At 66.9% G+C, this 14,007-nt stretch carries 9 protein-coding genes; 2 read left to right on the plus strand and 7 right to left on the minus strand.

Annotated elements, in window-relative coordinates; all coding sequences use genetic code 11:
• Positions 1-3: 3 nt before the first annotated feature.
• The 6 genes from AC07M7_RS04005 to AC07M7_RS04030 form a co-directional block, all read right to left on the minus strand.
• Positions 4-516: a GNAT family N-acetyltransferase gene (locus tag AC07M7_RS04005; protein WP_253078816.1), complete on the minus strand. Its 513-nt coding sequence runs from the start codon at positions 514-516 to the stop codon at positions 4-6.
• An 81-nt stretch (positions 517-597) separates the two neighbouring features.
• The gene (locus tag AC07M7_RS04010; RefSeq protein ID WP_495206797.1) at positions 598-1,623 is read right to left on the minus strand and encodes a copper resistance protein B; all 1,026 of its coding nucleotides are present in this window, start codon (positions 1,621-1,623) and stop codon (positions 598-600) included.
• Positions 1,620-3,422 carry a copper resistance system multicopper oxidase gene (locus AC07M7_RS04015; protein ID WP_495206798.1) on the minus strand — a complete coding sequence of 601 codons (1,803 nt, stop codon included), beginning with the start codon at positions 3,420-3,422 and terminating at the stop codon, positions 1,620-1,622. The genes AC07M7_RS04010 and AC07M7_RS04015 overlap by 4 nt, the downstream gene beginning before the upstream one ends.
• Positions 3,423-3,497: 75 nt before the next feature.
• Positions 3,498-3,884: a CopL family metal-binding regulatory protein gene (locus tag AC07M7_RS04020; RefSeq protein ID WP_428710521.1), complete on the minus strand. Its 387-nt coding sequence runs from the start codon at positions 3,882-3,884 to the stop codon at positions 3,498-3,500.
• 93 nt (positions 3,885-3,977) lie between these two features.
• On the minus strand, positions 3,978-5,789 hold the full coding sequence (gene recQ, locus AC07M7_RS04025; protein WP_495206799.1) for a DNA helicase RecQ: 1,812 nt from the start codon (positions 5,787-5,789) through the stop codon (positions 3,978-3,980).
• A 564-nt stretch (positions 5,790-6,353) separates the two neighbouring features.
• Positions 6,354-6,902, minus strand: coding sequence for a Dps family protein (locus AC07M7_RS04030; protein ID WP_025879374.1), 549 nt, complete (start codon positions 6,900-6,902; stop codon positions 6,354-6,356).
• Positions 6,903-6,988: 86 nt separating this feature from the next.
• On the opposite strand from AC07M7_RS04030, the gene hrpA reads away from it, so the two are divergent.
• The gene (hrpA, locus tag AC07M7_RS04035; RefSeq protein WP_495206800.1) at positions 6,989-11,071 is read left to right on the plus strand and encodes an ATP-dependent RNA helicase HrpA; all 4,083 of its coding nucleotides are present in this window, start codon (positions 6,989-6,991) and stop codon (positions 11,069-11,071) included.
• A gap of 110 nt (positions 11,072-11,181) precedes the next feature.
• On the opposite strand, the gene AC07M7_RS04040 is transcribed toward hrpA, so the two are convergent.
• A complete protein-coding gene (locus AC07M7_RS04040; protein WP_046987845.1) occupies positions 11,182-11,718 on the minus strand; it encodes a hypothetical protein in 537 nt (178 codons plus the stop codon).
• A gap of 129 nt (positions 11,719-11,847) precedes the next feature.
• Between AC07M7_RS04040 and AC07M7_RS04045 the strand changes: the two genes are divergently transcribed.
• Entirely contained in the window at positions 11,848-14,004 is a 2,157-nt protein-coding gene (locus tag AC07M7_RS04045) for a RelA/SpoT family protein (RefSeq protein ID WP_046987844.1), read from the plus strand.
• The last annotated feature ends 3 nt before the right edge of the window (positions 14,005-14,007 follow it).

Here is a 14,007-nt window from a genome sequence, read left to right on the forward strand (position 1 = left end):
TGCTCAGGGCCGGCGCAGGATGAATTCGCGGTCGCGGCTGTCGCCGACGATGAAATCGTACTCGCCGACCTTGCTGCAGCCGTAACGCGCATAGAAGCGCTGCGCGCCGAAGTTCTCTTCCCACACGCCCACCCACAGGGTGCGGCGCTGCGGCTGGTCCAGCCAGGCCATGAACGCATCCATCATGCGTGCACCATGGCCGCCGTTCTGGTGTGCGGCCAGGATGTAGAACCGCTTCAGCTCAATGTCGCCCTCGCGCGCATCCGCATGCGGCAGGGTATTGGCGCCGGCGGCGAGATAGCCGACTACCGAGTCACCGTCCATCAGCAACCAGACCGCACTGCGCGGATCGGACAGTTCGGTCCGCTGCGGTGCGATGCCGTAGTGCGCCTGCAGGAAATCGTGCAGATCCTGCGGTGGGTACGAGTCGCCCCAGGTCTCGGTGTAGGTGGCGATGGCGATCGCCGACAGAGCGTCGACGTCGGCAAGGGTGGCGCGGCGGATCTGCAACGACATGGCGGTGCCTGCATTGGAACGTGGCGCAGTGTAGCCGGCCCCGGCGGCTGCCGGGGCTGGCCATTGCTCACAATCCGTTGCTCAGAACCACATGCGCACGCCGGCCACCCAGCGCGTGTCGCGCGCGTGGTCACCGGCGTAGTCGGCGGTGTCGCCAAACGTGCGTTCGTGGCTGATGCCGATGTAGGGCGCGAAGCGGCGGCTGAATTCATAGCGCAGTCGCAGCCCGGCTTCGACCTTGTTCAGGCCACGGCCGATGCCGTACTCCTGCTCGTCCTTGGCCGCGACGGTGGCTTCCAGCAACGGCTGCAGGATCAGGCGGTTGGTCAGCAGCACGTCGTACTCGACCTCGGCCTTGGCCAGCACCTGGCCACCGGAGCCCATGTACAGCGTGGCCGAGCTTTCGAACTTGTACGGCGCCAGGCCCTGGATGCCGATCGCTGCCCACGTGCGCGAGTCGGCCGGGCGGAAGTCCTGGCGCACGCCGACCAGCACGTCCCACCACGGCGACACGCTGCGGCCGTACAGCGCTTCCAGTGACGACGATTCGGTGCGGCCACGACTGCGTTCGCCATCGGTGCGCAGCCACAGGCGATTGATGTTGCCGCCGATCCAGCCGGTCGCCTCCCAGGCCTGGCCATTACTGCTCTTGCCATCCCAGTGTTCGAGGCGGTCGATCAGCAGCAGGCTGTTGATCTCCGGCGCATGCTCCATCGCACCATGGGCGATGGGCGGGAACGCGGCGGCACGGTCGGCATCGGTGGGCACCGGGATCGGTTCGCGCGGTTCGGTCGGTGCGGGTGTGCCGTGCCCCATCGCCGCGTGATCCATCTTGGAATGGTCCATCGCCGCTGGCTGCATCGCGCCATGATCCATCTTCGAGTGGTCCATGGCCGAGTGGTCCATGCCGGCGTGATCTGCCGCACCCATGTCCATCTTCGAATGATCCATCTTCGAATGATCGACCGGTTCGACCGGCGCCTTCGCGGTTTTCGCGGGCGCGTCCATCGCGGCGATGTCATGGCCGGCATGGGACTGCGCGAACACCGGCAGCGTAGCAGCCAGGCCCAAGGCCAGCAGGCTGGGGGAAAGGAGGGAGCGGCTCATTCTTCGATCCTCACTTCGCGCATCATGCCCGCTTCCATGTGGTACAGCAGATGGCAGTGGTAGGCCCAGCGGCCGAGTGCGTCGGCGCGTACGCGATAGGTGCGGCGTGTACCGGGCGGCATGTCGATGGTGTGCTTGCGCAGCTGGAATTCACCCTGTGCGTTTTCCAGGTCGCTCCACACGCCATGCAGGTGGATCGGGTGCTGCATCATGGTGTCGTTGACCAGCACGATGCGCATGCGCTCGCCGTAGTTCAGCCGCAGCGGTTCGGCCCCGGCGAAGGGAATGCCGTCGAACGACCAGGAGAACTTTTCCATGTGGCCGGTCAGGTGCAGCTCGATCTCGCGGCCGGGCTCGCGGCCGTCGGGGTCTTCGAACAGGCTGCGCATCGCACCATAGGTCAGCACCTGGCGACCGTTGTCGCGCAGGCCGATGCCGGGGTCGTCCAGTTTCGGCTCGGTGGCCGAACTCTGCATGTCCACCAGTGGATTGTTGCGCTCGCTGGCCGGATGCTTTGGCGCTTTGCTGGAGGTATCGCCGCCGCCATGCGCGCCGTGGCCCATGCTGGCGCCGCAGCCGCCTTCCATGCCCTTCATCGCCGCCATGTCGTGGCCACCGCTGCCCATGTCGTGTCCCATGTCGCTCATCGTCAGCAACGGGCGCGGGTCGCGCGCGGGAATCGGTGCCTGCAGGCCATGGCGCACCGCCAGCGTGCCGGCGGCGTAGCCGGTGCGGCCCATGTCCTGGCAGAAGATGGTGAAGGCATCCTGCCCACTCGGTTCCACCAGCACGTCGTAGGTCTCGGCTGGGGCGATGCGGAACTCGTCGATGCTGACCGGATGGATGTACTGGCCATCGGCGGCCACCACGGTCATCTTCAGGCCGGGGATGCGCACATCGAAGTAGGTCATCGAGGCGCCGTTGATGAAGCGCAGCAGCACCTTCTCACCGCTGCGGAACAGCCCGGTCCAGTTGCCAGCCGGGGCAGTGCCGTTCATCAGGTAGGTGTAGGTATGGGCGTTGATGTCGGAGATGTCGCTTGGCGTCATCCGCATCCGGCCCCACATGCCCCGGTCGGACAGCGCGGCCGACCAGCCATCTCGGCGGGCGTCGCGCAGGAAGTCGGGCAGGGTGCGCTTGTAGTAGTTGTCGTGCTCGGCGAGCTTCTTCATGCGCCGGAACAGCGCGCCGGGATCCATGTCGGTCCAGTCCGACAGCATGATCACGTGTTCGCGGTCATGCCGGTACGGCGCCGGCTCGGCCGGGTCGATGATCAGTGCACCGTACAGCCCTGCCTGTTCCTGAAACAGTGAATGGCTGTGGTACCAGTAGGTGCCGGACTGCTTGAGGTCGAAGTGGTAGTGGTAGGTCTCGCCGGGGCCGATGCCGTTGAAGCTCAGGCCGGGTACGCCATCCATGTTGGCCGGCAGCAGGATGCCGTGCCAGTGGATCGAGGTCGGGTGGCGTTCCAGCGTATTGCGCACGAACAGGTCCACGGACTGGCCTTCGCGCCAGCGCAGGATCGGTGCCGGCAGCGAGCCGTTGACGGTGATCGCCGGGCGGGTGCGGCCGGTGAAGTTGGCCAGCGATTCGCCGATGGCCAGTTCAAGGCGGGTATCGCTGATGACCGCCGGTGCGCTGGCCAGGCGGGGTGCAGCAGAAGCGGCGGCGAGCGCGCGCTGCGGGATGCCGGCCGCGGCGATGCCGGCAACCACGCCGCCAGCAGCGATGCCCTGCACGAACAGACGGCGCGACGGCATGGGCACAGCGCCTGGGCCGGGAGGAATACGGGTACTCATGGTGGTGACTCCAAACACGGAAAGACGCCAGCGCAGGGCCGGCTTCAGTGCGCAGCGCGCACAAGGCGTGTTGGATCAGCCGATAGGAGGGCGTGAGATCGGCGGCAGCGGCGGTGCCGGGCGGCCATTGGCAGGCATCGGCTGCGGGGTCAGGGAAAGACCGGGACCCGTCAGGAACGGCAGTGCCTGCACCGCCAGCAGCGGATGCTGGGCGCAGCTGCGCACGCAGTCCTTGATCTGGCAGTGTGCGTCATGGGCGGGGGCCTTGGCCTGCGGCGCCTCGTCGGCAGTCATGCTGGCGTGGTGGTGGCAGTCCGCGTCGCCTTCATCGGTCATCGCCGAGGCCATCGCATGGGCCATGCGGCCCATGTCCTCGTGTCCGCTGGCCATGGCCGCGTTCAGCCCGTTGAGCAACAGGCTGAGCATGAGCACGACACGGAGCAGGGTCGAGGCGAGGGACATGGCGCTAATCTAGCGGCAAGTGGGCGGACATGCACATCCGGCTGAACGGGTGGTTCAAGGTTTGAGCGGCACCAGGCTGGGGCTGGAGCGCGTTCATCCCTCTTCGCGCACGATCTCGACCAGGCGCGGGCCGTAGCGGCTCAGCTTGGTGCCGCCGATGCCGCCGACCCGGGCCAGTTCGTCCAGGCTGGTCGGGCGCTGCTCGGCGATGTTACGCAGGGTGCTGTCGTGGAAGATCACGAAGGCGGGCACGTTCTGTTCGCGTGCCAGTTCGGCACGCAGGCCGCGCAGGGCATTGAACAACGCCAGGTCCTGCGGCAGCACCGACAGGCCGGTGCGCTGGGCACTGCGCTCGCGGCCGGTGCTGGTGCTGGTGCTGACGGCGTCGCGACGCATGCTGATCTGCCGACGTCCGGTCAGTACATCGCGGCTGGCATCGGTCAGGCGCAGTCCGCCGTGGCCCTCGCTGTCCACTTCCAGCAGGCTGGCGGCCACCAGTTGGCGGAATACGCTGCGCCAGGTGCGCGCGTCGAGGTCGCGGCCGATCGCGTAGGTGCTCAGTTTGTCGTGGCCCTGCTGCCTCACTTTCTCGTTCTCGCTGCCGCGCAGAACGTCGATCAGGTGGCCGACGCCGAAACGCTGGCCACTGCGGTACACGCAGCTGAGCGCCTTCTGGGCAGGAATGGTCGCGTCCCACGACGCTGGCGGGGTCAGGCAGTTGTCACAGTTGCCGCAGGGCTCGGGGTAGGTTTCGCCGAAGCCGGCCAGCAGCACCTGGCGGCGGCATTGCATGGATTCGCAGTAGCCCAGCAGGTGGTCGAGCTTGCCCCGTTCCAGCTGCTTGCGTTCTTCGCCGGCCTCGGACTGCTCGATCATCTGCTTGAGCAGCACCACATCGCCCAACCCGTAGCACAGCCAGGCCTCGGCGGCTTCGCCATCACGGCCGGCGCGGCCGGTTTCCTGGTAGTAGCCTTCCATCGACTTGGGCAGGTCGGTATGCGCCACGAAGCGCACGTCCGGCTTGTCGATGCCCATGCCGAAGGCGATGGTGGCGCACATCACGATGCCGTCCTCGCGCAGGAAGCGGCGCTGGTTGTTGGCGCGCACCTCCGACGGCAGGCCGGCATGGTAGGGCAGGGCGTTGAAGCCCTGTGTGCAGAGGAACTCGGCGGTTTCTTCCACTTTGCGACGCGACATGCAGTAGACGATGCCGGCTTCGCTGCGATGGCTGCGCAGGAAGTCACCCAGCTGCTTGCGGGCGTTGTCCTTCTGCACCACGGTGTAGCGGATGTTGGGGCGGTCGAACGAGCTGACGAAGTGGCGTGCTTCCTGCAGGTCCAGCCGCTCGGCGATCTCACGCTGGGTTGGCGGGTCTGCGGTGGCAGTCAGCGCGATCCGCGGAATCTCCGGCCAGCGCTCATGCAGTACGGTCAGCTGGCGGTATTCCGGGCGGAAGTCATGGCCCCACTGCGATACGCAATGCGCTTCGTCGATGGCGAACAGGGCGATGTGGCTGCGCGACAGCAGTGACAGGAAACGGCCGGTCAGCAGGCGCTCGGGAGCGACATAGAGCATGTCCAGCTCGCCGGCGAGCAGCTCGCGTTCGACGCGCCCGGCGGTCTCTGCGTCCAGAGTCGAGTTCAGGTACTCGGCGCGCACGCCGAGCTGGCGCAGGGCTTCGACCTGGTCCTGCATCAAGGCGATCAACGGCGAGATGACGATGCCACATCCGTCACGCAGCAGGGCCGGCACCTGGTAGCACAGCGACTTGCCGCCGCCGGTGGGCATGAGGACCAGGGCATCGTGACCGGCAGCCACATGCTCCACGATGTCCTGCTGCGGACCACGGAAATCGTCGTAACCAAAGACGCGTTGAAGCAGGTCGTGCGCGGGACGGGAAGCCATCCGGCTAGTTTACCCCGGCGGGGGTTCGGCAGGGCTGCGCCCTGCACCCGCTACAAGCCGGTGCAACGTCAAAGGCAACAGCCGGCTCTGGCTTGTCTGCTGGCTGGGTGGGGCGGTGTGGGCTTGCAGGACACGCCGTAAACCCGTCCATGGGGGCTCGATGGCGCCATCCATGGCGCCAACGGTCCTGCAAGCCCACACCGCCCCGCCTTCGACAGTTTCCCGGTGGCGGTGGGGCCATCCACGCCATGCGTGGATGGAGTCTGTCAGATATCGACAAACAAAATGGGGTCAGATCCGTTTTCCGCAGGAAAACGGATCTGACCCCAAGGCATGTCCTGACAGATCGCGGAAACCTGTCGAAGGCGGGGTGGGTCCGGTTGCGGGAGTGTCAGCCGCATGGATGCGGCTGCCAAGCCCCCAAGGACGGGTTCACGGCGTCTCCCGTAACCGGACCCACCCCGCCAACCCCCAGGAAACCAGCTTTTGCTCCGGCTGTTGCTGTTGCCGTGGCAGTTGCCTCTGCGGGTGCAGGGCGCAGCCCTGCCGAACCACCCAAAACCCTTACTGGAGCAGCGAGCGCAGCATCCAGGCGTACTTCTCGTGGGTCTGCAGGCGCTGGGTCATCAGATCCTCGGTCGGGGCGTCGTCAGCGTCGTCGGCCACATCCAGCACTTCACGTGCCGTACGGCATACCGCTTCGTTGGCGACCACCAACTGGCGTACCATTTCACGCCAGTCCGCACTGTCGGTCAGGCCCGGCTCCTCGACGATCGAGGTCAGCGCAGCAAATTCCCGGTAGGAGCCCGGGGCATTGAAGCCCAGTGCGCGGATGCGCTCGGCCACATCGTCCAGTGCCGCCCACTGCTCGGTGTACTGCGTTTCGAACATGGTGTGCAGCGAGTTGAACATCGACCCGGTCACATTCCAGTGGAAGTTGTGGGTCTTCAGGTAGAGCGTGAACGCATCGGCCTGGAACCGTGCCAGACCGTCGGCAATCTTCTTGCGATCGCCCTGGGTGATCCCGATATCGATGTTGGGGGCCGACGGTGCCGATGCCGCAAGCTTCTGCTTGCCGGTCTTGGGCTTGGTCGTGCTCTTGGTCTTCGCCATGGGGTTCCTCCTTGTGGAATCGTTGGCCTTCACAATAAATCAGTCGTGATGACTGGTCGCATTCAAAGTTTTAAACGAACCGATTGATGAACGCTATCGACAAAATGCCGCAGTCCCGCCAGCGCCAACAGCGTGCCGCCATTGACGGTGCCATGAGCCGCGACCGTGGACGATTGCTGGGAATGCTCTCGCGTTGCCAGGCCAAGCCGCAGGATGCGGCGTTGGCCGCCACCTTCGAGCAGGCCTTGCAGGTGTCGGTGCAGCGCCGGCAGGCGCGGGCGCAACAGCAGCCGTCCATTACTCTGGACCCGCAGCTGCCGATTGCGCGTGAAGCCGAGACGATCACCCAGCTGATCCGCGACCATCAGGTGGTGGTGATCGCTGGCGAAACCGGTTCGGGCAAGACCACCCAGCTGCCCAAGCTGTGCCTGGCCGCCGGCCGTGGCCAGGCCGGCATGATCGGCTGCACCCAGCCGCGCCGGATCGCCGCACGCGCGGTGGCCAGCCGCGTGGCGCAGGAACTGCAGAGCGAACTGGGCCAGCTGGTCGGCTACCAGGTGCGCTTCAATGACAAGGTCAGCGAAGACAGCCGCATCAAGTTCATGACCGACGGCATCCTGCTGGCGGAGATCGCCAGCGACCGCTGGCTGTCGAACTACGACACGATCATCGTCGACGAGGCGCACGAACGCAGCCTCAACATCGACTTCCTGCTGGGCTACCTGAAGCAGCTGCTGCGCAAGCGCCCGGACCTGAAACTGATCGTGACCTCGGCCACCATCGACACCGAGCGCTTCGCCCAGCATTTCGACAATGCGCCGGTGATCAGCGTCGAAGGCCGTACCTACCCGGTGGAAGTGCGCTACCGCGCGCTGGAAGGCGAAGGCGAAGACCAGGGCGAGCGCACGGTCAACGACGCCATCGTCTCGGCCATCGACGAGATCACCCGTCTGGATGCGCGCGGCGACGTGCTGATCTTCCTGCCGGGCGAGCGTGAGATCCGCGATGCGCACCAGTCGCTGGAGCGCCGCAAGTACCGCAATACCGAGGTGCTGCCGCTGTACGCGCGGTTGTCCAACCAGGACCAGGACCGCGTGTTCAACCCCGGCTCGAACCGCCGCATCGTGCTGGCCACGAATGTGGCGGAAACCTCGCTGACAGTGCCGCGCATCCGCTACGTGGTCGATCCCGGTTTCGCCCGTGTAAAGCGCTACAGCCCGCGCAACAAGCTCGACCGCCTGCACATCGAGCCGATCTCGCAGGCCAGCGCCAACCAGCGCAAGGGTCGCTGCGGCCGTGTAGCCGAGGGTATCTGCTACCGCCTGTACGCCGAAGCCGATTTCCAGGCACGGTCGGAATTCACCGATCCGGAAATCCGGCGCTCCAGCCTGGCCGGGGTGATCCTGCGCATGCTGCAGCTTGGCCTGGGCCGCATCGAGGACTTCCCGTTCCTGGAGGCACCCGACGAACGTGCGGTGGCCGACGGCTGGCAGCATCTGACCGAACTGGGCGCCATCGACAGCGAGCGTCACCTGACCGCGATCGGCAAGCAGATGTCGCGCCTGCCGGTGGACGTGAAGCTGGCGCGCATGCTGGTAGCCGCGCAGGCCGCCGGCTGCCTGCGGCCGATGCTGGTGATCGCCTCCTTCCTGGGCATCCAGGATCCGCGCGAACGCCCGCCCGAAGCGCGCGGCGCGGCTGACAGCGCGCATGCGCAGTTTGCCGATGGGCGCTCCGAGTTTGTCGGTGTGCTGCGCCTGTGGGATGCCTACCGGCAGGCCCACGAAGACCTGACCCAGTCCAAGCTGCGCGACTGGTGCGGCCGTCATTTCCTCGGCTTCCTGCGCATGCGCGAGTGGCGCGAGCTGCATCGGCAGCTGCGCCTGCTGTGCGAGGAACTGGGCTGGAAGGAAGAAGCCAACGAGGCGTCGATGGCGCCGTTGCTGGCCGGCAGCAGTGCACCGCCTGCAGCCCGCGATGATGCCAGTGCAGTGAAGGCCGCCCGTGGCCAGCTGCACCGTGCCGCGCGCCTGGCCCGTGAAGGCAAGGCTGAAACTGCACCTGCGCCGGTTGCCGCACGCGCGCAGAAGGATCAGGCCCCCGACGGTGGTGGCTACAGTGAGCGTGCGCGCGCCGCTGCCTACCAGACCCTGCACCGCGCCCTGGTCGCCGGCCTGCCGACGCAGATCGGTCACCGCACCGACAAGGGCGACTTCCAGGCGCCGCGCCAGCGTCGCTTCCTGCCGTTCCCGGGCTCGACGCTGTCCAAGCGGCCACCGCCGTGGCTGCTGGCGGCCAACCTGCTGGACACGCAGAAGGTATGGGGCATGACCCTGGCCGCGATCGAGCCGGACTGGGTGATCGCCGAACTGCCGCACCTGCTGCTGCGCAAGCATTTCGATCCACACTGGTCACGCGCGCAGGGCCAGGTGCTGGCCTCCGAGCAGATCACTCTGTTCGGGCTGGTATTGGCGCCGAAAAAGCCAGTGCACTACGGCCGCATCAACCCGGGCGAAGCGCACGACATCTTCGTGCGCCAGGCGCTGGTGACCGGCGAGATCAACACCCGCGCCAGCTTCGTGGCCGACAACCAGAAGGTGCTGGAGGTCGCGCGCGAGGAAGAAGCCAAGCTGCGCCGCGCCGGCATTGTTGCCGACGAGGATTGGCAGGCCCGCTGGTACCTGGACCGGGTGCCGCCGCAGATCCATTCGGCGGCGGGGCTGGATACCTGGTGGAAGGGGCTGGCACCGGAACAGCGGAAGACCCTGCACTGGTCGCTGGTCGATCTGTTGCCGGGTGAGGGCAGCGAACAGGAGCGTTATCCGAAGTACCTGGCGCTGGGCCAGGCGCGCTTGCCGCTGCATTACCGCTTCGAGCCGGGCGCCGACGATGACGGCGTGACTCTGGACGTGCCGCTGCACCTGCTCAACGCGCTGGATGCCGTGCAGCTGGGCTGGCTGGCACCGGGCTTCGTTGCCGACAAGGCGGCCGCGTTGATCCGCAGCCTGCCCAAGGCGATGCGCCGCAACTATGTGCCCGCGCCGGACTTCGCGCGTGCATTCTTCGAGGCATTCCCGCAGCCCAGTGCCGACGCCATCACCGGCGAGCTGGCGCGCTTCCTGTCACGCGCGACCGGCGCCAAGGTGGCAGCCACTGACTTCGAACCGGATTCAATCGAAGCGCACCTGCACATGAACCTTCGCCTGCGCGACGAGAACGGCAAGGTACTGGCAACGTCGCGCGATCTGGAGGCGTTGCGTGCGACGTTCGGTGGCCGCGCCGGTGATGCCTTCGCCGCACGCGCGGGGCGCGAGATGGCCGCCGATGGCCTGCGCACGTTCCCGGCCACACCGATTCCGCTGCAGGTACCGGGCGAGGCGGGTGTTCCTGCCTACCCGGCGCTGCTGGACGAGGGCGACAGCGTGGCCCTGCGCATCTTCGCAGACCGCCAGCAGGCCGAAGAAGCACATCCGCTTGGCGTGCGCCGACTGCTGGAGATCGGTCTCGGCGAGAAAATCAAGCAGGCGCGCAAGCAGTTGCCGGTAGCGGCCAAGACCGGCCTGCTGTACGCCTCGATCGAAACGCAGGAGCGCCTGCGGGGGGATCTGGTCGACGCCGCATTGAACGCGGTGTTGGCCGATGGCCTGGGCGAGATCCGCGATGCGCAGGCATTCGAGCAGCGTCGCGAGCATGCGGCCAAGGCGTTGTTCGGCGAAGCCATGCAGCGGCTGAAACTGGCCGAGGCCATCCTGGCGCTGGTAGCGGAACTGAAGCCGATGCTGGAAGCACCGCTGATGGGCTGGGCGCGTGGCAATCTGGATGACATGGAGGCGCAGCTGGTCGGGCTGATCCACCCCGGCTTCCTGCGCGATACGCCGGCCGACGCGCTGGCGCAGTACCCGCGCTACCTGAAGGCGATGATCCTGCGCACCGAGCGTGCCAAGCGCGATCCGCCACGTGACCAGGCACGCATGCTGGAACTGCATCCGTTCCTGGAGGCGCTGCAGGTGGGTGAGCAGCAGGGCCTGCGCGAGCGCCCGCAATGGCAGGCGCTGCGCTGGGATCTGGAAGAGCTGCGGGTGTCGCTGTTCGCGCAGGAGCTGGGCGCACGCACCGGCATCTCGGCCAAGAAGCTGGCGCAGCGGGTGACCGCACTGCGCCAGGCGTGAACCCGGTCCTGTAGAGCCGAGCCGATGCTCGGCTGCTTCTGGCGATGGACGATGGCGGTCCATGGAAAGGCAGCCAAGCGTGGGCCTGGCGCTACAGGAAGGCCACGGCCTTATTTGGTACGACGAACCTTCGGCTGTACGTTCACGCCGTCAACTTTCATGTACCACACGCCCATCACGCCAGGACGCATGCTGACTTTGGGTGCATCCCTGCGTCCGCCGGAGTAGTGGGTGGAATCGACCTGCTCCCATTCCTGTCCGTTCTGCAGCACATAGTGGCGGCCCTGGCCGAATCCACGGAACTCACCCTGCAGGTTGCTTTCGATCGGCTCGGCGCTGCCGAAATCGAAGAAGCCACGATTCTTCTTGATTACCTCCTGGCGGCCCTCTTCGCGCGCTTCCTCGCGCACCGCGGCGACCGCCTGGGTGGTGGCCGCTTCGACCTTGCCCTGCAACCAGCGGTTGAGCGCAGCCAGCTCGGTGGCGTTGAGCTTGTCCAGACCGGCAGCCTTGAACTCGGCCGGCGACATCTGCTGCTGCAGGTCGCCCTCGACCACGCGCTGGGCCAGTGCAGGCGCCGACAGGGACAGCAGCAGTGCGGCGCAGACCAGCAGCCGTGGGCGGAAATGCGGGAGGATCGAGGGCATGGCGGGACTCTCCTGGGTTTGCCCGCGAGTGTAGCGGCATGTGCTCATGCCGGGCGATGCAGCCGCAGCGATTGTCCCTGAACGGCACCGGCGCTAGTGTAGAGGCCTCTGTCTTGCCTGCTCGATGCTGTGAACCGCGCTTCCGTCCCCGGCCTGGATGCCTTGTTGAACCGTCCCTCGGCAGCGGTGCTGCCCGCTCCGCTGCGCCAGGCCCTGCGCGAGCGCTGGGAAGCGCCGGAGTGCGACCACCAGATGCGCGCCAGCTGGTCGGTGCTGGGTGACACCCTCGACGCATTGGCAATGCTGTCTGCCGATGAAGGCGCGGTGGTCGCGGCCCTGCTGTTCGACCTGCCTGGCCTGCGGGCGAGCCTGGAACAGTTGCCGCTGGGCAGCCACAAGGCCGCGGTGATCGGCCTGCTTGACGGCCAGGACGCCGCCGACCCGGTATGGGCGCTGCACGCCGGCCGCGAGGCCGGGCGCAACAGCGAAGGCCTGCGCCGGCTGCTGCTGGCGATCATCCGCGACCTGCGCGTTGTACCGATCCTGCTGGCCCGGCAGCTGGCGCGGATGCGTGCCGCCGACAAGCTGGACGACGAGCAGCGCCGCGCGCTGGCGCAGCTGACACGCGACATCCACGCGCCATTGGCCAACCGGTTGGGCATCTGGCAGCTGAAGTGGGAGCTGGAGGATCTGGCGTTCCGCCACCTGGAGCCGGAGACTTACCGGCGCATCGCCCGTGAGGTGGACGAAACCCGCATCGCGCGCGAGCGCTACGTCGAGAACGTCAAGAAGGTGCTGTCGCGCGAGCTGGTCGCGCAGGGCATCAGGGCCGAGGTCAGCGGTCGCCCGAAGCACATCTACAGCATCTGGCGGAAGATGCAGAAGAAGCGTCTGGCATTCGACCAGCTATATGACATCCGCGCGGTGCGGGTGATGGTCGACGATGTTGCTGCCTGCTATGCCGCGCTGGGCGTGGTGCATGCGCTGTGGGCGCCGGTGCCCAGTGAGTTCGACGATTACATCGCCCGGCCCAAGGCCAACGACTACCGTTCGCTGCATACCGCCGTGGTCGGGCCGGAGGGCCGCACCATCGAAGTGCAGATCCGTACCCATGAAATGCACTCGCAGGCCGAGCTGGGCGTAGCCGCGCACTGGAAGTACAAGGAAGGCGGCAAAGGCGCGGAAAAGTCCTTCGACCGCAAGATCACCTGGATGCGCCAGCTGCTGGAACAGGCGCAGGAGGGGCAGGGCAATGAGCTGGCCGGTGCGCTTGATGCCGAGCTGACCGAAGACCGTGTCTATGCTCTGAGCCCGAAGGACGAGGTACTGGACCTGCCGCAGGGCGCCACGCCGCTCGATTTCGCCTATCAGGTGCACACGATGGTGGGGCACCGTTGCCGTGGCGCCAAGGTCAACGGCCGCATCGTGCCGCTGACCTACCGCCTGCGCAGCGGCGACCGTGTCGAAATCCTGACCGGCAAGGAGGCCGATCCGCGCCGCGACTGGCTGATGCCGGCCCTGGGTTTCCTGGCCAGCAACCGTTCGCGCGAGAAGGTGCGCAGCTGGTTCCACAAGCTTGACCGCGCGCGCAACGTGCAGGCCGGTCGCGAGCTGCTGGAGCGCGAATTGAAGCGGCTGGGCCTGCAGCACTCGGACCTGGCGGCAGCGGCGAAGAAATTCCATGCTGACAGCGTCGATGACCTGTACATCCAGGTGGCGCTGGGTGATACCGGCCCGAACCAGGTCAGCCGTGCGCTGCTGGAAGCAGAGCGTGCGGCCAGCCAGCCGGCGCCCGCGCCGACCCTGCCGCGGCCGACCGCGCGCCGCGAGAACCTGGGTAAATCCAAGTTCACCGTGCAGGGCGTGGGCAACCTGCTGGTGCAGCTGGCACGCTGCTGCCAGCCGGTGGCCGGCGAACCGATTGTCGGCTACCTGACCCGTAGCCGTGGTGTCACCGTGCATCGTGCAGACTGTGTCGCGCTGGCTCGGCTGGCCGCCACCAGCCCGCAGCGCATCCTGCCGGTGGAGTGGGGGCAGGCCGGGGGCGGCTACGAAGTGGACGTGGTGGTCGATGCGGTCGATCGCCGCTGGCTGCTGAAGGACATCACCAACCTGATCGCCCAGGAAGACGCCTACGTGCTCGACATCCACAGTGACAACGTGCGCAACAGCGGCCGTGCCCATCTGCGGTTGCGGCTGAAGGTCAGCGACTACGGCCAGCTGTCCAACCTGCTGGGCAAGCTGGACGCGCTGCCGGGCGTGAGCGAGGCGCGTCGCCTCGGCTAGGCT

This window comes from Stenotrophomonas sp. GW821-FHT09E08 (assembly GCF_059416125.1).

Coding starts and splice junctions, on each gene's coding strand:
- AC07M7_RS04015 (WP_495206798.1), bottom strand. CDS start 3,422: ATGAGTACCCGTATTCCTCCCGGCCCAGGCGCTGTGCCCATGCCGTCG.
- AC07M7_RS04005 (WP_253078816.1), bottom strand. CDS start 516: ATGTCGTTGCAGATCCGCCGCGCCACCCTTGCCGACGTCGACGCTCTG.
- AC07M7_RS04040 (WP_046987845.1), bottom strand. CDS start 11,718: ATGCCCTCGATCCTCCCGCATTTCCGCCCACGGCTGCTGGTCTGCGCC.
- AC07M7_RS04030 (WP_025879374.1), bottom strand. CDS start 6,902: ATGGCGAAGACCAAGAGCACGACCAAGCCCAAGACCGGCAAGCAGAAG.
- hrpA (WP_495206800.1), top strand. CDS start 6,989: ATGAACGCTATCGACAAAATGCCGCAGTCCCGCCAGCGCCAACAGCGT.
- AC07M7_RS04010 (WP_495206797.1), bottom strand. CDS start 1,623: ATGAGCCGCTCCCTCCTTTCCCCCAGCCTGCTGGCCTTGGGCCTGGCT.
- recQ (WP_495206799.1), bottom strand. CDS start 5,789: ATGGCTTCCCGTCCCGCGCACGACCTGCTTCAACGCGTCTTTGGTTAC.
- AC07M7_RS04020 (WP_428710521.1), bottom strand. CDS start 3,884: ATGTCCCTCGCCTCGACCCTGCTCCGTGTCGTGCTCATGCTCAGCCTG.